15 protein-coding genes and 2 tRNA genes are annotated in these 19,873 nt (G+C 63.6%); 8 read left to right on the top strand and 9 right to left on the bottom strand.

Annotation, left to right across the window (positions count from 1 at the left end; genetic code table 11):
- Positions 1–57 precede the first annotated feature (57 nt).
- From VGH68_RS00775 to VGH68_RS00765, 3 genes are all read left to right on the top strand, one after another.
- Positions 58–1,035: a quinone-dependent dihydroorotate dehydrogenase gene (locus VGH68_RS00775; protein WP_414696874.1), complete on the top strand. Its 978-nt coding sequence runs from the start codon at positions 58–60 to the stop codon at positions 1,033–1,035.
- Positions 1,036–1,162: 127 nt separating this feature from the next.
- Positions 1,163–1,957, top strand: coding sequence for a cystine ABC transporter substrate-binding protein (locus tag VGH68_RS00770; protein WP_331601597.1), 795 nt, complete (start codon positions 1,163–1,165; stop codon positions 1,955–1,957).
- Between the two features lie 168 nt (positions 1,958–2,125).
- The gene (locus VGH68_RS00765; RefSeq protein WP_331601596.1) at positions 2,126–2,785 is read left to right on the top strand and encodes an amino acid ABC transporter permease; all 660 of its coding nucleotides are present in this window, start codon (positions 2,126–2,128) and stop codon (positions 2,783–2,785) included.
- 55 nt (positions 2,786–2,840) lie between these two features.
- Here the strand turns inward: VGH68_RS00765 and VGH68_RS00760 are convergent, their stop codons facing one another.
- From VGH68_RS00760 to VGH68_RS00750, 3 genes are all read right to left on the bottom strand, one after another.
- The gene (locus VGH68_RS00760; RefSeq protein WP_331601595.1) at positions 2,841–3,896 is read right to left on the bottom strand and encodes a Gfo/Idh/MocA family oxidoreductase; all 1,056 of its coding nucleotides are present in this window, start codon (positions 3,894–3,896) and stop codon (positions 2,841–2,843) included.
- A 193-nt stretch (positions 3,897–4,089) separates the two neighbouring features.
- The gene (locus VGH68_RS00755) at positions 4,090–4,809 is read right to left on the bottom strand and encodes a FadR/GntR family transcriptional regulator (RefSeq protein ID WP_331601594.1); all 720 of its coding nucleotides are present in this window, start codon (positions 4,807–4,809) and stop codon (positions 4,090–4,092) included.
- Positions 4,810–5,512: 703 nt separating this feature from the next.
- The gene (locus VGH68_RS00750; protein WP_331601608.1) at positions 5,513–6,046 is read right to left on the bottom strand and encodes a GNAT family N-acetyltransferase; all 534 of its coding nucleotides are present in this window, start codon (positions 6,044–6,046) and stop codon (positions 5,513–5,515) included.
- 221 nt (positions 6,047–6,267) lie between these two features.
- On the opposite strand from VGH68_RS00750, the gene VGH68_RS00745 reads away from it, so the two are divergent.
- The 3 genes from VGH68_RS00745 (at position 6,268) to VGH68_RS00735 (ending at position 10,725) form a co-directional block, all read left to right on the top strand.
- A complete protein-coding gene (locus VGH68_RS00745; RefSeq protein ID WP_331601593.1) occupies positions 6,268–6,486 on the top strand; it encodes a DUF1839 family protein in 219 nt (72 codons plus the stop codon).
- Positions 6,487–8,513: 2,027 nt separating this feature from the next.
- Positions 8,514–9,248: a Crp/Fnr family transcriptional regulator gene (locus tag VGH68_RS00740; RefSeq protein ID WP_007182187.1), complete on the top strand. Its 735-nt coding sequence runs from the start codon at positions 8,514–8,516 to the stop codon at positions 9,246–9,248.
- A 58-nt stretch (positions 9,249–9,306) separates the two neighbouring features.
- Entirely contained in the window at positions 9,307–10,725 is a 1,419-nt protein-coding gene (locus tag VGH68_RS00735; RefSeq protein WP_331601592.1) for an undecaprenyl-phosphate glucose phosphotransferase, read from the top strand.
- A gap of 344 nt (positions 10,726–11,069) precedes the next feature.
- On the opposite strand, the gene VGH68_RS00730 is transcribed toward VGH68_RS00735, so the two are convergent.
- From VGH68_RS00730 to rnr, 5 genes are all read right to left on the bottom strand, one after another.
- Entirely contained in the window at positions 11,070–11,492 is a 423-nt protein-coding gene (locus VGH68_RS00730; RefSeq protein ID WP_331601591.1) for a transcriptional regulator, read from the bottom strand.
- A gap of 444 nt (positions 11,493–11,936) precedes the next feature.
- On the bottom strand, positions 11,937–13,145 hold the full coding sequence (locus VGH68_RS00725; protein ID WP_331601590.1) for a glycosyltransferase: 1,209 nt from the start codon (positions 13,143–13,145) through the stop codon (positions 11,937–11,939).
- A gap of 811 nt (positions 13,146–13,956) precedes the next feature.
- Positions 13,957–14,646, bottom strand: coding sequence for a ribose-5-phosphate isomerase RpiA (rpiA, locus tag VGH68_RS00720; RefSeq protein WP_331601589.1), 690 nt, complete (start codon positions 14,644–14,646; stop codon positions 13,957–13,959).
- A 281-nt stretch (positions 14,647–14,927) separates the two neighbouring features.
- Entirely contained in the window at positions 14,928–15,671 is a 744-nt protein-coding gene (gene rlmB, locus VGH68_RS00715; RefSeq protein ID WP_331601588.1) for a 23S rRNA (guanosine(2251)-2'-O)-methyltransferase RlmB, read from the bottom strand.
- Positions 15,672–15,852: 181 nt separating this feature from the next.
- The gene (gene rnr / locus VGH68_RS00710; RefSeq protein ID WP_331601587.1) at positions 15,853–18,354 is read right to left on the bottom strand and encodes a ribonuclease R; all 2,502 of its coding nucleotides are present in this window, start codon (positions 18,352–18,354) and stop codon (positions 15,853–15,855) included.
- A gap of 447 nt (positions 18,355–18,801) precedes the next feature.
- On the opposite strand from rnr, the gene VGH68_RS00705 reads away from it, so the two are divergent.
- Positions 18,802–18,888, top strand: a tRNA-Leu gene (locus tag VGH68_RS00705).
- A gap of 223 nt (positions 18,889–19,111) precedes the next feature.
- Positions 19,112–19,198: transfer RNA gene (locus tag VGH68_RS00700), tRNA-Leu, on the top strand.
- Positions 19,199–19,325: 127 nt separating this feature from the next.
- On the opposite strand, the gene VGH68_RS00695 is transcribed toward VGH68_RS00700, so the two are convergent.
- The coding region (locus VGH68_RS00695; RefSeq protein WP_331601586.1) for a substrate binding domain-containing protein at positions 19,326–19,873 on the bottom strand (548 nt) is incomplete at its 5' end.

The raw sequence follows: 19,873 nt of genomic DNA, 5'->3' as shown, positions 1-19,873 counted from the left end.
CGGCCTCATCCCGTGCTCAGTTCCCTCTATCCGCTGATTCGCGCCCAACTCTTTCGCATGGACGCGGAAGACGCTCATCACCTGACCTTGCGCGTGCTCGGCGCCGCCGGCCGCACCGGCCTCGCCAACGCGCTTGGCCCGCGCGTGCCGGATTCGCCGCGCACCGTGATGGGCCTCACGTTCCGCAACCCGGTCGGGCTCGCGGCGGGTCTCGACAAGGACGGCGCGTGCATCGACGGGTTGGCCGCACTCGGTTTCGGCTTTATCGAGGTCGGCACCGTCACGCCGCGCGCGCAGCCGGGCAACCCGCGCCCGCGCATGTTCCGGCTGCCGCAGGCCAACGCGGTGATCAACCGGATGGGCTTCAACAACGCCGGCGTCGACCAGTTCGTGAAAAACGTGCAGGCCGCGCGCTATCGCGGCATCCTCGGTCTGAACATCGGCAAGAACGCCGACACGCCGATCGAGCGCGCTGCCGAAGACTACCTGTACTGCCTCGAGCGCGTGTACCCGTTCGCGAGCTACGTGACGGTCAACATTTCGTCGCCGAATACCAGGAACCTGCGCCAGTTGCAAGGCGCAGGCGAACTCGACGCGCTGCTCGCCGCGCTCAAAGAAAAGCAGCAGCGTCTGGCCGACCTGCATGGCAAGCTCGTGCCGCTCGCGCTGAAGATCGCGCCGGACCTCGACGACGAGCAGATCAAGTCGATCGGCGACACGCTGCTGCGCCACCAGTTCGAAGGCGTGATCGCGACCAACACCACCGTCGCGCGCACGGCCGTCACCGGCATGCAATACGGCGACGAGGCCGGCGGCCTGTCCGGCAAGCCGGTGTTCGACGCATCGAACGAGGTGATCCGCAAGCTGCGCGCGGAAGTCGGCGACGCGGTGCCGATCATCGGCGTCGGTGGCATTTTTTCGGGCGACGACGCGCGCGCGAAGCTCGCCGCCGGCGCGTCGCTAGTCCAGCTTTATACGGGTTTCATCTACCGCGGGCCGGCGCTCGTGGCTGAATGCGCGCAGGCACTGCGCTAACGCAAGCACCGTCTTGAGTGCCGCGTCGGCCAAGTAATATAGACATAAACAAACGATATTTTCGTCTCGATAGCCTCGTTTGCTATGCTTGCGCCGGTTAAAACGCCGGACGAACCAAAGGAACACAATGAAATTTGGCATGTTAAAAAAGCTCCTCGCCGTCGCGCTGATCGGCGCGTCGTTCACCGCCGTCGCCGCACACGCGCAAGACCTGCTCGATCAGGTCAAGCAGCGCGGCACGCTGCGCATCGGCCTCGAAGGCACCTTTCCCCCGTTCAATTCGAAAGCGCCGTCGGGCGAGCTGGTCGGCTATGACGTCGACATCGCCAAGGCCGTCGCGGCTAAGCTCGGCGTGAAACCGGAGTTCGTCACAACCGAATGGAGCGGCATCATCGCGGGTCTGCAGGCGGGCAAGTTCGACGTGATCGTCAACCAGGTCGGCATCACCGACGCGCGCAAGCAGACGCTCGACTTCTCGCCGCCCTACACGTACTCCGCAGCGCAACTGATCCAGCGCAAGGACGACAGCCGCCAGTTCAATTCGCTCGAAGACCTGAAGGGCAAGAAGCTCGGCGTCGGTCTCGGCACCAACTACATGGACATGGCGAAGTCGGTGCCGGGCATCGACGTGAAGACTTATCCGGGCGCACCCGAGTACCTGCGCGACCTGGCCGCCGGCCGGCTCGACGCGGCGCTCAACGACCGTCTGATGCTCGCTTACCTGCTGAAGAACTCGCAGCTGCCGCTGCGCACCGGCGCGAATGTCGGCTCAGCCCCTCCGTCGGGCATCCCGTTCAAGAAGGGCAACCCGAAGTTCGCGAAGGCGATCGACGACGCGATGACCCAGCTCGAAGCGGACGGCACCTTCACGAAGATCTCGGAGAAGTGGTTCGGCATCGACGTCAGCAAGCCGGTCAAGTAACGTCCGGATGATGAAACAAAGGGCGGCATCGTCAGCGATGCCGCCCTTTGCTTTTTGCGGCATTAAAATCACGCGTCGCGTGTGCTCCGGTCCGCGGCGCGCCAGCCGCGCTATAACGCGCGCCAAAGTTTATGATGTGCGCTTTGTGCGCCAACCAGAATAACGCCCATGTCCATCACTTCCCTGCTGATCCAATCGCTGCCGGTGCTCGCACAGGGCGCCCTGCTCACGATCAAGTTCGCGATCCTGTCGATGATCTTCGGTCTGATCGGCGGCGCCATGCTCGCACTGATGGGCATCAGCCACAGCCGCCCGCTGAATTGGATCGCGCGCGTGTACGTGAGCGTGATGCGCGGCACGCCGCTGCTGGTGCAGATCTTCGTGATTTACTACGGGCTACCGAGCTTCGGCATCTCGCTGGATCCGACGCCGGCCGGCGTGATCGCGCTGTCGGCGAACGTCGCCGCGTATCTGTCGGAGAGCATGCGTGGCGCGATTCTCGGCATTCACCAAGGCCAATGGCTCGCATCGTACAGCCTCGGACTATCGCGCCGTCAGACACTGCGCTACGTGATCGCGCCGCAGGCACTGCGCATCGCCGTGCCCAGCCTGTCGAACAGCCTGATCAGCCTGGTCAAGGACACCTCACTCGTCTCGGTGATCACCGTGACCGAGCTATTGCGCAGCGCGCAGGAAATGATCGCATCGACCTATCAGCCACTGCCGCTGTATCTGGCCGCCGCGGCGGTCTACTGGGTGCTGTGCCAGGCGCTCGAATGGGCGCAACGCTGGTATGAGCGGCGGCTGTCGCTGCCGACGCGGCAGTGAGCGCCGCGCCTTCCGTCACTCATTCACCCGCTCATTCATCTGCTCGTTCACCGATTCATTCGCCGGAGAATTTGAGACCGAGCGCCGCGCGCGCCGCATCGGCCATCGCGATCATCTGTCGCGACGTCTCGTGCGGCATCAACGGGCTCTCTAGCCGCCCCGCGCGGATCAGCTCGCAGAAGTGCGCGGTCTCATAGTTCAGTCCACCGCCTTCGAACGGCTCGTCGAGTTCGACGACACGGCCGTCCGCGTAGCGGATCGTCGCACGCGACGGATTCCACCACGGTTCGTGCAGCGTCACGTGCCCGCCGTCGGCCATCAACAGCGCATCGCCCTTGCCGTGCAGATCGAGTCCACAGAAGATCTGCGCGATACCCCGCTCGTGCTGGCTATTCAGACTCGCGAACGTATCGACGCCGGTCGCGCCGAGCCGGCCGAACGTCTGCACGTCGCGCGGCGCGCCGAGCCAGTCCACCGCGAGAAACATTTCATAGATGCCGATATCGAGCAGCGCGCCGCCCGCATGCTCGAACGACAGCGACGGATGATCGGCCGGCACGCCCGACACCGAGCAACCCGCGCGCACGAAGCCGACTTCGCCGATCGGCTCGGCCGCCAGATGCTCGCGCAACTTTCGGTAGAGCGGATAGAACGGCGGCTTCATCGCTTCCATGAAGAGCCGCTGCGACTCGCGCGCGGCGGCGAGCACACGCTCGAGCTGCGGCAGATTGATCGTGGCGGGTTTTTCGCAGAGCACGTGGACGCCCGCTTGCAACGCGGCGATCGCGTAGTCGGCGTGGCTATCCTGAACGGTGGCGATATACAGCGCGTCGATGCCGCTCGCGAGCAGCGCATCGAAGCTCGCGCACACGCTGCCGCCGAATTCATCCGCGAAGGCCTGGGCCGGTTGCGCGCGACGCGACCACAGCGCATCGAGCCGCGCCTGCGGCACATACGCGAGCCCCTGCGCGAAGCGGCGCGCGATCCTGCCGGTGCCGACGATCCCCCAGCGGATCGTGCAGGGCGTTGCGTGTTGTTGGGATACTTCGGGCGTCGTTCCAGGCGTTGCTTCGTGCGTTGCTTCGTGCGTCGCTGGGGTGGGATCTGTCATCGTGTCGTCGAAGGTCCATGCGGTTCGGAAGAGCCGCTATTGTCGCGCATCGCGCCGTCGCTGAACACGCAAGCGCGGCGGCGCGGAACCTCGCGACATGATCCGATGCATGCGCCCTTCAGACACGCGCAAGCAGCACGACGGGCGACGCCCTCACCGGCGCGCGAACGCGCCTGCATGCGCTTGCCGACCTTCACGCGCGCGTGGGCGGCTCGGTCGAAAACCTGCCGCCGAGTTCCTCAGCGGTATCGTCGATCAACGCGAGCGAGGCGATCTCCGCCTCCTTCGGATCACGCCGTTCGATCGCCTCGACCACGCGCTGATGCGAACTGACCGCGCTCTCCCACAGGCCGGCCTTGTCTTGCATGATCGGATTGACCGTCGACAGCGCGCCGCGAATGATCGCCGCCATCTGCTTGAAAAACTGGTTGCCGCTCGCGATCACGATTCGTGTATGGAACAGTTCGTCGGCTTCCTGATAACCTGGCTCGGACGGACGAATCACGCGAAACGCCTCGAACGCTTCGCGAATCGCCGCGACGTCGGCGGCATTGCCGCGCGCGGCCGCCTGCGCTGACGCGCGGGGTTCGATCAGAATGCGAAACTCGATCACGTCGCGCAAAAACATCGGATCAGGCTTCGCGCGAAAACGCCAGTTCACGACGTCTTCGTCGATCATGCGCCAATCGTTCATCGGCCGGATGCGCGTGCCGATCTTCGGACGCACGTCGAGCATGTCGCGTGCGAGCAGCATCGACAGCGCCTCGCGCATCACCGTGCGGCTCACGTCGAACTCCTTGGACAGCACGTCCTGCGGCGGCAGGATCGCACCGTACTTTTCCTCGACGATGCCGGTGACGAGCCCGTCCATCACTTTGCTCACCAGCGAGCGATCTTTGTTTGCCTGTTCCATGACATCTCCCCGATGCGGTGTTAACCCCGCGTAGCCTGTTGAATGAAGGGCCCGTACGCATGTATGCATATCGTTTATTCCAATACGTTGCTTGCTTCAAAACCGTTCCGCCAGTTGGGACACTTCCTGACAGGGTTATCCCTCTGACCAATTGTTTCGTTCATGCAACGCGCTGCGCTACGGCTTGAAGGGCTCCAAGCCTGCTCAACAAGCGTGCCTGCACCGCGACGTTTGCATCGTGCGAATACGCACGTAGGAAGTCGAATTGTCTGATTTGCGCGGAAGCACTCGCGCGACGCCTAGGTAGCGAGTAGTGAATGGCAAGCGATAGATGCATGTAGCTCCAACGATGAGTCGCGATCGTGCGCGGTGCGAGCGCCATCTGGAACCTTCGTGTGCGGCGGAAGCGACCGATGCGGCGGGACAACGAACCGCGATGAGTCGGCGTGAGGCGAGCGTGCGCGCTTCGCAAAACCGCGAGAACGCCGGTCGCCGGTTCGGGCAGCACCGAAACGCCGATGCCGGCGGACCGCGTCACCGATCGCGGCTGGTCAGACGCGCGGTTGACGAAGTCCTCGGCGTGCCGCCGTTGTGCCGTGAGAAAAAACAGCCAGCGCGAGCGCCAAGATCGCCGCGCCCGTCCGTCGATACCATATCGCCGACCGTGCCCGCGCGCCCGCCCGCGTCACCGGCACGTGGGCGCTCAAAGCAGCTCGAACGTGTCGACGTACCGTGCCTCGTCGCGCGCGCGGCGCCGCGGCCCGAAACGCGGCTGGCCGCCGTGTCCCTGGCGCGTGAGTCCGATGAACGGCACGCCGCGTTCGAGGTACGGCCCTTCCGTCTTGCGAAAGCCGAACTGTTCGTAGAAGCCGCGCAGGCCGACCGGCGCACACACACGCGCCGCGCGCCCCGGCCAGCGTTCGGCGAGCGCGTCGAGCACGCGCTCGATCAATTGCTCCGCGGTACCGTCACCGCGCCGCAGCGGGCTCGTCAGTACCTTGTCGATCGTGATCTCGGGGTCTTCCGCGTCGCCGGGCTGCACACGCGCATACGCGACGATCGGCATCGGCCGCGCCATGTCTTCGGCTGCGAATACATGCAGCGCGTGCTCGTCGCGACCATCCGCGTCGAGGCATACATGCGCCTGTTCGACGACGAACACCGCGCTGCGCGCGCGCAGTATCACGTACAACTCGCGTGCAGAAAGCTGATCGAATTCGAGTGTTTTCCAGTTCATCATCACGCCCCCCGCGCTCAATAGATCTGTAGGCACCGGTCATGCCGGCAGCGATCGAATCGCGCGGCGGCAAACGACGGTCCCTGGTCAATGCGGTACGGTACGTGCGCGAAGCGCGTGTTTCCGTGCGCCATCACACTCATGCTGGACGTTGACGATTCTTGAATACCGGTCGTCGCCGCACGGCTTCATCGTGCGCCCGCGACAGCGGGGCGCCATCCATGCGTTGCTGTACCTCGCGGGGACGCGCGTCGTTGCGGGCCGCGCTTTCCGCGCATCTCGACAGGCTGTTCGAGCGCGAGCAAGCGTACCTTCACTTGCGCTCTTTCGTTGTGATGCGGCAGCTCGGCGCAAACTTCGCGTGGCTGTCGACGCATCTGCGATGGCGCTTCACGCAATGCGTCGAGATTCCGCCGAGGATTGCGGCCGCCGCTACGTGATTGCACGAGTGCTTGATCGGCGGCTGACGGGCGCTCGCCAGCGCGCGCGCCACGCTGTTCGGCCCTATGCCTGCCCAGCGTCTGTCGATCCAGCCGGTCCGCCCGACGTCTGCTCGACGTACTGTCGACCCCACCGCATGCCTTCCACACCATTCATTTGAACAGCCGGTCCGATCACGAGCACGACGTTGTTTCGTCGACGTTACGTTTCCTGTCCGCGCTCAGGTGCGCGCTGCTGGACCACCGCGATCACGTCACGCTCGGGCGCAACGAAGCGCGAGTGCGCCGATACATTCGAACTCGCGCGCGACGCAGGCATACACATGCGGTGTGTCCGCGTGACGGTGCTGTTCAGGTCCGATGTTTTTCTCGCACTGCCTGCCCGATGTGTGCTGACCTGGCAGGACTTCGCATTGGCGCATTTCCACTACCGAACGAGGCCGCGTTCAGCGCGGCGGTCGAGCGCAGCGGGAGCCGTTGCCCGCGCGCCGCTTCGCGCCATTTGGCTGCACCACCGGCGCTGCCGGCCACAGAGGAGCCGGCCGGCAGGCCGCGAACGTTGGCCGACGCGCTTCGATGCAAGCGCAAGCATGCTTGCGCGCAACTGCTCATGCTCGTCGCGCGAGAACGAGTCGATGCACCGACGTGCGACAGCTCAGTGATGCGCGGTCGGAGGCCGCGTGGCGATTTCCGACTAACGGGACTGTCACTCGTGACTACCGCGGCGGGCATCTGTCAGCGTCGGTGCAGCAATCACGCCGCACGGGCCACGCGTGCTCGCCCCGACAGAACGGTCGGACAGCGCGCTCAACGGTCTGCACGAAACGTCGCAGCCAACTCTGGCCGGAATCACGGACGAAGCCGAATGATCTCCATATCGTCTCATCAAGGAGCGCGCAAACGTTTGGCGGTGAGCGTTCCGACGCGCTCCGCGACGGCTATGTCCAAAGCTGTGTCCAGGCTGCATCAACGCAGCGTCCCCGCCGCGCGATGACCGTTGCACGTCACGACATCGCGCGCTACAGCACGGCCACATGGGTCGCGAGTTCTTCTGCTTCACCCGCGTACCGCGTCAGTCGACGCACCTGGCAAGTAACGATCGCACTACTGCGCGAGGCCGCGAGTGGGATGGACGCGGGCAGATCGTATGTGGAAGCCAGGCACTTGCGAACTTCGTTCATATCATTAGCGACCGCTATCGCGCCCCATGCAGCTGGCACGTTTCATCCGCGCGACGAACCACCCACCCCGTGCATCGTGCCGCTAGTCGTGCCGACGTTCTCCGCTTCGTCGCGGCCGATGGTTGCGGACGCATCGAGCAGCGGTGAACACCGTTGAAACATGCTCGACGCCCGCGACGCCGTGCGTGTGATCAATGCGTTATCCGCCATCTGCAACCGCGAGTGTCGCGACGTACTAGTCGCATCGCCGCGAAGCGCATAGAAGCTCGCGACGCGCGAATCCGACTGTCTGTTCTGTCGACTCACTGTTGGCTATCACACGACTCTTTCCGCTGGTGAAGGGACCTCCGTGCGACAGCGTACGCTGCGCCTTTAACACTTCTGAATCATTTCCGACACTTCACGAAGAGCGCATCAACACGTGCATGTGGCTGCGCGTTCAGTTCTGAGACAAGTTCGACAAGCCCCCCGCAGCATCCCCTCAGGCCAGTCACATCAAGGGATTGCGCCGGATGCAAAGCTGTCATGCGATGCACTGCCGAAACTTGCGGGGTGTGCAGATTTGAAACAAAAAGACGTGGATCGCTTCGCGCCCCGCTAACGCAATGTTCGCTGCGCCGCACCAGCACGCCTTCTTGCTCATGTTGGCACGGTCCTCGCTAATAGGTGAGTGCAACAACGCGCCACCGCAACGGGAGCCACAAGAAGGGCGGCGGCGCTGAAGTTACTACGGGGCCGATCCTGCCAATCCTCGCTGCTCGCCAGGCAGCGTGTATCGAAGAGGCAGGCATCGGATCAAACAAACAGAAAGACGCGCGAAGCGCGGCTTTCATGCGAGGACCGATCATGTTGACACTTCAATCCGATCTGCACGGTAACCATCTGCTGGGCGCATTGCCGTCGCACGAATGGCAAGCGCTAGCTCCCCACCTCGAACTGGTTCACCTGCGCACCGAACAGTTGCTGTGCGACTCCGGTCAACGCATCCATCACGTGTACTTCCCAACCACCGCGATCATCTCGATGCTTTCGACGATGGAAGACGGCAGCTCGGTCGAAATCGCCGCGGTCGGCCGCGAAGGAATGACCGGCGTGCCGGTGCTCACGGGCGGTGAGACGATGCCGAACCGCGTGCAGGTGCAATGCGCGGGCTTCGCGTACCGCATGAGCGCTCAAGCGCTCAAGCAACAGTTCGCCCGCTCCGATTTTCTGCGCCGCCTGATGCTACTGTATATGCACGCACTGCTCACGCAGGTCGCGCAGACCGCCGCGTGCAATCGCCACCACGCACTGAACAAACAACTGTGCCGGTGGCTGCTGATCGAAGTCGATCGCGTCGCCTCGAATGATCTGACGGTTACGCAGCAACTGATCGCCGACATGCTTGGCGTGCGCCGCGAGGGCATCACCGAGGCGGCCGGCAAGCTGCATGACGAAGGCCTGATCCACCACAGCCGCGGCCATATCAAGGTGCTGGACCGCAAGGGACTCGAAGCCCGCGCGTGCGAATGCTATGGGCTCGTCAAGCGCGAATTCGACCGGCTGCTGCCGCGTCTGCGTCAGGCCGAAGCGGTCGAATGAGCGGCCCCCACATGCCGCTCAAGTATTGCGCCATTCGACTACCGGAATCGATTCAGATATGTTCAGGAATACCGCGCGGTGTCTCGACGTTCTCTTCGTGATCGCGGGCGGCGTGCTTGCTCATTGGATGCGCTTCTCGACACCGCTTGCGTTACCCGATATCGAGCGCCTGCTGCTTGCGTTCAATTGCATTTTGGTGCTGCTGCTGTTTCCCGGCTTCGGCGTCTATGAGACGTGGCGCGGCAAGGCGCTCGCGCCGGTGCTCGCGAGAATCGCCGCCGCATGGCTGACGGTGGCCGCGATCGCGCTGGTGCTCGCATTTACGCTGCATCGGATGGATACCGTATCGCGGCTGTGGTTCGGTTACTCGACGCTGTTCACCGGCGCGCTGCTCATCGTGACCCGCTGCGTGATGCACGTGATTTTGCGCAGCGTGCGCCGCCGCGGCATGAACGCGCGCACCGTCGCGATCGTCGGCGCACCGGGCTTCGCGCGGATGCTGGTCGCGCATCTCGAACATGCGCCGCAGGCGGGCTTCAAACCGGTCTGCTTCTTCGATGCCGGCGAGATGACCGGCGCGAACAGCACCGGTCTCCAGATCGAGGGCGTGAATCCACCCGGCGCACGGCTCAGCCGGCTGCCGGTGCTGACCGATCTGGACGCGTTTGCCGCCAAGGTGCGCAACGAGCGCGTGAACGAAGTATGGCTCGCGCTGCCGCTTTCGCAGGAACATACGATCTATCGTTTCACGCACACGTTCCGGCATGACTTCGTCAACCTGCGCTTCGTTCCCGATGTGCGTGGGCTGTCGCTGTTCAATCACGCGCTCGTCGATGTGGTCGGTTTGCCGACGCTGAATCTGAGCGCGACGCCCTACTCACCGCCGCAGATGTGGCCGAAGCTGTTGTTCGATCGTCTGTTCTCGGCGCTTGCACTGCTTGCGCTGTCGCCCGTCTTCCTCGCGCTCGCGATCGGCATCAAGCTGACGTCGCCGGGACCGGTGTTTTTCAGGCAGATCCGCAAGGGTGTCGACGGACGACCGTTCGCGATCTACAAGTTCCGCTCGATGAGCGTGCATCAGGAAGCGCACGGTCAGCTCACGCAAGCGACACGCAACGACTCGCGCGTGACGAAGCTCGGGGGCTTCATGCGCCGCACGAGCCTCGACGAGTTGCCGCAGTTTCTCAACGTGCTGCTCGGCCAGATGTCGGTGGTCGGTCCACGTCCGCATGCGGTCGAACACGACGATCTCTACAAGGACCAGGTGTACGGCTATATGCACCGGTACCGCATCAAGCCCGGCATCACCGGCTGGGCCCAGGTCAACGGCTATCGCGGCGCGACCACCAAGGTCGAAAAGATGGAAGCGCGCGTGAAGTTCGATCTCTTCTACATCCAGAACTGGTCGTTCTGGTTCGATCTGAAGATCGTGTTCATTACGGTTTTCAAGGGCTTTGTTGGTCGCAACGCATTCTGAGCATGCGAGCTCGGGTACCGCGATAGCGTCTCGGTGACTGTCGGTCGCGTCGTTGCAACCTACCGGCAACCTACCGGCGCGACACCAGTCTCTTCTGGGTTTTCATTCGCGGTTTCATTCGCGGTTTCATCTGCGGTTTCGTCCGCGGTTACGTCCGCGGCTTCGTCTCTCTCTCGTCCCTCGCTCGCCGCGCTCAACGCGCGGGAACGTCGCGCCCGCGAGCCGATCGTGACTGTGATCGTGCATGCTGACGATCAGCACGGCCCCGCCTGCTGCGCACGCGTGAGCGAACCATGCCGCACGCCGACAAGCCGTGCGGCACGGAGCGCGCGCTACATCCGCCCTCACAAGAACGCGCTGACGTCCGTCTGAAAACGCACGGCGAGAGCCTTGGCGACCTTCTTGCTGATCGCGCGTCGGCCCGCGAGGATATCGCTGACCACGGTCGGCGATGCGATGCCGGCCAGATCCTTCTGCTTCAGTCCATGCGTGATCAACAGGTGTCGCAGCACCTCGCGCGGCTCCGCTTTTGGAATCGTCACGTTGTGCGCTTTCCAGTGGTCGATCAGCTCGGTCACGATTGCGTGCAGATCGGCGAGCGGATTTCTGTCGTCGCCGCTCAGATGCTCGGATAACGAGTTAGCGACCCGCAGCATCCGCTGGTAATCGTCCTCGCTGCGAATGGGTGTGATTGGCAACTGGCTTTGCAGCGCGGCCCACGTTTCAGAGATGTCGGGAAAGGATCCCGGAAAGCGATCGGCATTCATGAGATTAAATTCGTCCTCGTCCAAAAGTCGCATGTGCACGTATGGACATGTGTCGGCATGTCAGCAGATAACGCACGTACGACGACTACCCGTTGTAGTGAATCGCCTGGCCGGCCAGTCGCTGTGCGCATCGAACGCGATGCAATGGAACAGCGACTGGCATGCGCCGGCGAACGTCTGCTTCAGGTCGTTATGGCCACGCGAGGCAAGCCTGCGCCAGTGATTACCGCATCAATGGCGTACAGCGCGCACCCTGGTTAGTGATTTATGAACTGCTGTCATACCTCTAACCGCCTGGACACACCGTCCGAGCGGCTAGCTACTGCTCGCTGCAAAGTCACTGCTTTACGACGAAACCTTCGTTATTCTTTTAGCGATCAATGCCGGCATAGAACGTCAGTGCAAACGTCGGCGGCAATCTCGGTACTGCCGGCCTCGCTGCGCTCAACTGCGTCTGGACGCCGCGTCGCCGTCCCACCCATGTTGCTGGGTCGCGGATTCGTAGTCACCTCGCCCCATCGCCGCAATGCGCTCGGGCAGGTCCACCGCCGAAATAGCACGGGTGACCTCGGCCATGAATGCGTGCCGGAATACCGCGGCCGAAAAGCGCTCTGCATTCGCACGGCAGGCCGCGGGCGTGATGTACTTATGCAACCGCTCGAAGCGATCGATCGCGTCGCGTATCGCCATCGCCGTCTGGCGCGCGAAGAAAACACCGGTGGGTTGCCGCTCGCCAACCGGCACAATCGTTTCGAGCGCGCCACCCCTGCCGAACGCGATGACCGGTGTTCCGCAGGCCTGCGCTTCGAGCGGCACCATGCTGAAGTCTTCCTCGGCGGCGAACACGAAGGCGCGCGCGCGTTGCAGATAGTCGATGAACACGTCGAATGGCTGATCGCCGAGCATCGTCACGTTCGCCGCGGCTTTCGCGCGGATCGATGCCATCTGCGGACCATCGCCAATCACGATCAACTTGCGCTGCGGCGTCGCATTGAACGCGTCGACGATCAGATCGATGCGCTCGTGTGGCTCCATGCGCGACGCGCTCAGATAGAAGTCGTCCTTGTGCGCGCGCAGTTCGAATTTGCGCACGTCGAGCGGGGGCGGAATCACCGCGGCATCGCGCCGGTAGGCTTTCATCACACGGCGCGCGACGGACTGCGAATTCGCGATCAGATGATCGACACCGGTCGTCGAGTCGGCATCCCAGCCGCGCAGGTAATGAAGCATCACGCGCGCGGCCCACGACTTCGGCCCGCGCAGCAGATTCGCCCCGCGCAGATACTGATGCTGCAAATCCCCGACGTAGCACATCGGCGCATGCACATAGCTGATGTGCGTTTGCTGCGGGCCGACCCGCACACCCTTCGCGATCGACGACGAACTCGTGATGATCAGGTCGTAGCTGGACAGATCGAACTGCTCGACGGCGAACGGCATCAACGGCAGATACGCGCGATGGCGACTGCGCGCAAACGGCAGACGCTGGATAAACGACGTGGTAACCGGCTTGTTCGCAAGCAGCTTGCGATCTTCGAGAAAGTCGACGATGCTAAACAGGTCGGCATCCGGAAAGCACTCGATGATCTGCTCCAGCACCTTCTCCGCGCCGCCCGGCGCCACGAGCCAGTCGTGCACGATCGCGACTTTCATGTCTCTTTCCCTATCCGTCAGCAAACGCCATGTGGGCTCAACAATGAGTGTATGTGCCCCATTCCTTGCTGTGCGTGCGCACGCCCACATTCGACGCGCGACAGTAGTCGAATGATTCAGCGGTTATCGCCGCTCCTGTGCAGTTCGGGTCTGCATTCATTCGTCTTTTATTTGCTTCGAGTGCGACGCTTATTGTGTCGGCCCGGACAGTGGCTCAACGGGTATCGCCGGGCTAGCATGCGGAGCCTTTCGCGACGCGGATAACAGGCGCCGCCGTGATGCCTGGCGTGCTGTTCGTCGATCAGAGAGGCCAGCCGGTCCGGCACGGATTTGCGCGGTCGCACGTCGCCGGTGATTGCATCTCACAGAGCGGAGCAGTGCTGCTTGCCGATCGTCCGTTCCGGACGCATGCCGAAGCGCTCGGCGCGCGCGTGCGGGTGATCGACGATGCTCGGCTGAGCGCGCATCCAGTGACTTGCATCGGCGTCCGATTCCTTGCGCGCAACCCCAGGGGTTTTCCGCCAGATGCGCGTCGATTGTCAGGGTGCGCGTCGATTGTCGGGTGGCGCGTCAGTCCGGCGCGCAAGCGCGCGGCTTGCGACGCGAGCGCTCAGCGATACGTTCAGCGATGCACGTTCGCCGTTTTCAGTAGCGCGGGATTTGCAGCGGAAGACGCCGGCGATCGAACAGGCCGTGCGTTGAGGAAGGAGATGTTTTCAAGCGGATCAGCAGCGAGTGCGTGAGTCCGTTGACAACTCGGCTCACGCATTCAGTAAAACCGGGCAGCGATCAGAAGCGCCGCCGCCGGTGTCTAGCCGTACGTGATCGTCTGCACTCCGGTGTCCGCGCCAAGCAGGCACAGGTTCGCGCCACGGCCCGCGAACAGCCCCACCGTCACCACGCCCGGCCATGCGTTGATCTGCGCCTCGAGCGCACGCGGGTCGCTGATGCTGAGTCCCTTCACGTCGATGATCTCGTTGCCGTTGTCGGTGATGAACGGCAGACCTTCCTTCGTCACGCGCACGACCGGCACGCCGCCGATCGCCGTCACGCGGCGGCCGATCGCGGTGCGTGCCATCGGCACGACCTCGATGGGCAGCGGGAAGTTGCCGAGCACGTCGACGAGCTTGCTCGCGTCCGCGATACAGACGAACACATCGGACACCGATGCGACGATCTTCTCGCGCGTCAGCGCACCGCCGCCGCCCTTGATCATCGCGCCGCTGCGGTCGATTTCGTCGGCGCCGTCGACGTACACCGGCAGCGAATCGATCTCGTTGAGGTCGAGCACCTTGAAGCCGTGCGATTGCAATCGCGCGGTGCTGGCAAGCGAACTCGACACCGCGCCCCGATAACGGGACTTCGTGACCGCCAGCGCGTCGATGAAGCAGTTCGCGGTGGAGCCGGTGCCAACGCCGATCACCGAGCCTTGCGGCACGTTCGCGTTCACATAGTCAGCAGCGGCCTGGCCGACCAGATGCTTGAGTTCGTCTTGGGTCATCGGAATGCCGGGGAAGCGTGAAAAACCGCTAGTTTAGCGGAGTCGCGCGCGGGTGATTGGATTGGCTGGCCGGCATGCCGCGCATCGAACGCGCTGTTTGCGCGCATGCGATTGAGCGCAGTGAAAACGCAGAATCATCGTTCGCCTATTCGCTACCGCTGTGGCGGTTTGCTCAGGCGGCTCCTGGGCGAATCAGCGCTCACTCGTCAGACCGCACCGTGAGCCACCGGCCCGGAAACACCAGCGTGTTCCCGGAGTCAGCGATTGCCGTCGGCTTGCAGTTACTTCTTCACCGCCCGCTGCCGCACAGCCTCGAACAGACACACCCCGCTGGCTACCGAAACATTCAGACTCTCCACCGTCCCCGCCATCGGAATGCGCATGACCACATCGCAGGTATCGTGCGTAAGACGCCGCATGCCTTCGCCTTCCGCGCCCATCACGATCGCCACCGGGCCGTCGAGTTCGGCTTCGTAAAGACTCTTCGTCGCGTCGCCAGCCGTGCCGACCACCCACACGCCCGCGTCCTTCAACTCACGCAGCGCGCGCGCCAGGTTCGTCACGGTGATGTACGGCACGGTATCGGCCGCGCCACTGGCGACTTTCGCAGCGGTCGCGTTCAGGCCGACCGCGCGATCGCGCGGCGCGATCACCGCATGGGCGCCGGCCGCGTCGGCCACCCGTAGGCAGGCGCCGAGATTGTGCGGGTCGGTCACGCCGTCGAGCACGAGGATCAGTGGCGAACCGGTGATGCCGTCGAGCAGTTCGGCCAGGTTCTGCGCGAGCGGCAGATCGCCTGCGCGCGCGACCACACCCTGATGGCGCTCGGTGCGCGCGAGGCCCCATAGACGCGTTTCGTCGGCGGCGATCAGACGCACACCGGCCTCTTTCGCGGCGTTCAGGAACTCGGTCATGCGCCGGTCCTTACGTGTCGCGTCGTAATAGACATCCTCGACCGTCGACGCATCGTGCCGGATACGCGCGGTCACTGCGTGGAAACCGTATAAGACCTTCAGACGTGCCATGACTAAACAACCTTTGATTGGGCGCGCACGACGCGCGCCGCTGTGATGAACAGGAAACTGGCTAGCTGTACGCGCGTTCGCGTCGCTGCGCGCTACGACACCCGAACGCTGAAACGCAGACCGCGCGCAGCGGCCACGTCTTCACGTGACCGCTGCGCGCGGTTCTGACACTGCGACGGCTTCAGCGCTTCTTGCGTGCCTGCTTCGACGGGGCCTTCGTCGCGACGCCGTGCTTGCGGGCCACGCCGCGCGCCGCTTGCGCGTCCTTGATCGCCGCGCTCTGCGCGGGCGCTGCCTTCTTGCGCCGCGGCCCCGGCGTCGCGCCGCTTTCCGGTGCTGCCAGCGCGCGCACGCGCGGGCCGCCGCCGTCGCCTTTGTCCGCCGCGATGCTGCGTGCCACGGGTGGCTTGATCGGCGTATCACGCACGAGCCGGAAGTCGATCTTGCGGGCGTCGAGATCGACGCGGCTCACCTGCACGCGCACCCGATCCGACAGACGATAGCGAATGCCGGTGCGCTCGCCGCGCAACTCGTTCTTGATTTCGTCGTACTGGAAGTAGTCCGAGCCCAGTTCGGTGACGTGCACGAGACCCTCGATAAACAGCGAATCGAGCTGCACGAAAATGCCGAACGACGTCACGCCGTTGATCATGCCGCCATACTCTTCGCCGAGCTTGTCCCGCATGAAGTAGCACTTGAGCCACGCTTCGACGTCGCGCGACGCTTCGTCCGCGCGACGCTCGTTGGCCGAGCAGTGCAGCCCGAGTTCTTCCCAGATCGCGACGTGGTTCGCGCCGCCGTTCGCGCGCGAGCGGCCGCGCTTTTCGTCGTCGGCCTGCTGCATCGCGCGGGCGCGCGGCGACAGCGCGGTATTCAGCTCGACGCCGTGCGGCGGCTCCGGCTGATACTTGCGCCCCTGCAGGATCGCGTAGATCGCGCGATGCGTGAGCAGATCGGGATAGCGGCGAATCGGGCTCGTGAAGTGCGCATATGCCTCGTATGCAAGACCGAAGTGACCGATGTTGTCCGGACTGTAGACCGCCTGCTGCATCGAGCGCAGCAGCATCGTCTGCAGCATCGGCGCGTCGGGCCGGTCGCGGATCTGCGCCATCAGCGCCGCGTAGTCGCTCGCATGCGGGGTGTCGCCGCCGCCGAGCGTCAGGCCCATGCCGCGCAGGAAAGTGCGCAGATTCTCGAGCTTTTCGGCGCTCGGACCCGCGTGCACGCGGAACAGGCCAGGGTGTTTGTTGCGCTTGAGGAAATCGGCCGCGCAAACGTTCGCGGCCAGCATGCATTCCTCGATCAGCTTGTGCGCGTCGTTGCGGGTGCGCGGCACGATCTGCTCGATCTTGCCCTGCGCGTTGCAGACGATGTATGTCTCGGTGGTATCGAAGTCGATCGCGCCACGCTTCTGGCGGGCGGCGAACAGCGCCTTGTAGACGCCGTACAGATTTTGCAGTTGCGGCAGCAACGCGGCGCGGCGGATCGCCTCGGGACCCTTGGTGTTGGTCAGCACCGCGGCGACTTCGGTATAGGTCAGCCGCGCGGCCGAATGCATGACGCCCGGATAGAACTGATACGCCTTCACGTCGCCGCGCGCGGTGACGATCATGTCGCACACGAGCACACAGCGGTCGACGTCGGGATTGAGCGAACACAGCCCGTTCGACAGCTTCTCCGGCAGCATCGGAATCACCCGGCGCGGGAAATACACCGACGTGCTGCGCTCGATCGCGTCGGTGTCGAGCCCACTTTTCGGCAGCACGTAATGCGACACGTCGGCGATCGCGACGATCAGGCGGAAGCCGTCGCCGCGGCCAGCCTTCACCGGCTCGCAATAGACGGCGTCGTCGAAGTCGCGCGCGTCCTCGCCGTCGATCGTGACCAGCGGCACGTCGCGCAGGTCGATGCGATGGCGAATATCGGCCGGGCGCACTTCGTCGGGCAGGCGCGCGGCTTCATCGAGCGCGGCCCCGCTGAACTCGTGCGGCACGCCGTACTTGCGCACCGCGATTTCGATTTCCATGCCGGGGTCGTCGATATCGCCGAGCACTTCGACCACCCGGCCCAAGGGCTGCGAATGACGGCTCGGGAAATCGGTCAGCTCGACCACTACGACCTGGCCGACCTTCGCCTTCCTCGTGTTTTGGGTGATCAGGATGTCGTGGCCGATGCGCTTGTCTTCGGGGGCGACGATCAGCGCGCCGTTCTCGCTCAGCAAGCGGCCGATCACGCGCTTGTTCGCGCGGTCCGTGACCTCGACGATGTGCCCTTCCGGGCGCCCGCGCCGGTCATAGCCGACGATGCGCGCAAGCACGCGATCGTTGTGCATGACCTTCTGCATCTCGCCGTTGGGCAGGAACAGGTCGTCCTGGCCGTCGTCGCGAATCAGGAAGCCGAAGCCGTCGCGATGCCCCTGCACGCGGCCCGCGACGAAGTTCGATGGATGGGTTAGCTGATAGAGATTGCGCTGATCGAGCCGGATCTGGCCGTCGCGCTCCATTGCGCCGAGACGCTTGAAAAATCCTTCGCGCTCCTGGCGCTTGATCGACAGCGCTTCGGCGATGTCGTTCGCGGCAAGCGGCGTTTCACTCGTGCGCAATACGCCGAGGATTTCTTCGCGGCTTGGAATCGGATACGGAAATTTGCTCAAGGGCTTGTCGATGGTTTTTTCTCGTTGCATGGACGTCGGTCGGCAATGTGGTCCGGCCAGGAAGGCGTTTGCGTGATGCGCTCAGTAACAACTGCGTTATACGTGCGTTGCACCTGCTCAGGGGCCTGCGTTCTTCGGTGATGGGCCGCCTGCCTGACTGCGGCTGCGGCTGGGGGCCAGCGCTGCCGGGGCCAGCGCTGCCGGGGCCGGCTTGTTCGAGGCCGATCGATCCGGCCAGGACCAGCCGTCTGCCGGCAAGGCCGACTCTCCTGGAGTGTATGCGCGGACACCGTACGCGCACCTTGCCAACGAACTACTGCGAGGCATTCTAACACCCGTCTCGCGCGCCAAGCGGCCCGTCAGAGGCGGTTCACAGGCGCATTGCCAGGACCTGCGGCGCGCGTTGACCGGCTCCGCCCAAACGCTTGACACGCCTGAATCTGTCGCTATAATAGCGGTCTTTGCTGTTCATCACCTGCCCAGGTGGCGAAATTGGTAGACGCACTAGGTTCAGGTCCTAGCGGTGGCAACACTGTGGAGGTTCGAGTCCTCTCTTGGGCACCAGATTCGGAATAGAGCCGCCTTCGGGCGGCTCTATTTTTTTGTGTAAGACCCGATGGTCCAAAAGATTCGTTGCGAGTGGATTGCGGTGACCAGGACGGTAGTTTCGCAGCCGTCGGATCACTGCGCTGCATGATTGGACCGGGCGGGTGACAAAGCACTGCGTTTGGGGCAAGGTTGACAAACTTAATGCCCTCGCTAAAATAGCGGTCTAGCTTGAAGACGTGCCCAGGTGGCGGAATTGGTAGACGCACTAGGTTCAGGTCCTAGCGGTGGCAACACCGTGGAGGTTCGAGTCCTCTCCTGGGCACCAACAGCTGTTCCGGCGCAAGCCGAAGAAGTCCGAGAAACCCCGTAAGATCAAAGTCTTACGGGGTTTTTTGTTGTCTGCGGATCCCTTGCGCTCCGCGGACGTCGACGGTTTTTGCGTTTACCGGATCTCACGGATGGACCCGCGCAGATAGCGCCGACAAGTCGGCCTCTAGAGCCCGCGAAACGAATTCCCGGAGGAACTCGACGAAGGTTCTAATCTTCGCGTCGAGGTACTGCCTCGACGCGTACAGCACGTAGGCGGTTAGCTTCTGCAACCGATATTCGGGCAGCACGCGAATCAGCGCGCCGCTGCGCAGCGCCGGCAACGCGCTCGCGATGGGAAGCGCCCCGATTCCAATGCCGTCTCGCAATGCAACGCTCAGTGCCTCGATCACATTCACCCTGAAATCCGCCGGTGGTAGTTCGAACGTTTCCAGCCCGTTGGGGCCATCCAGATGCCAGCGGTCGCGCGGAAAAACCGACGAGACGATTTGCAGGCAAGCATGCCCGTTGAGCTCTTCTACCGTAAGCGGCATACCGTGTTCCTTCAGATAAGCGGGTGCGGCACATAGCACGCTGTGGACATCGCCAAGCCGATGCGAGACGAGGCCTGAATCGGGCAGGTGCGTCATACTCAACTGAAGCGAAACGTCGTACCCCTCATCGAGCAGATCGG

Origin of the sequence: Paraburkholderia sp., from assembly GCF_036488505.1 — a bacterium.
Classification (GTDB): domain Bacteria; phylum Pseudomonadota; class Gammaproteobacteria; order Burkholderiales; family Burkholderiaceae; genus Paraburkholderia.
The sequence above is the reverse complement of the archived record's forward strand: the minus strand, read 5'-3'. Positions and strand labels throughout refer to the sequence as shown.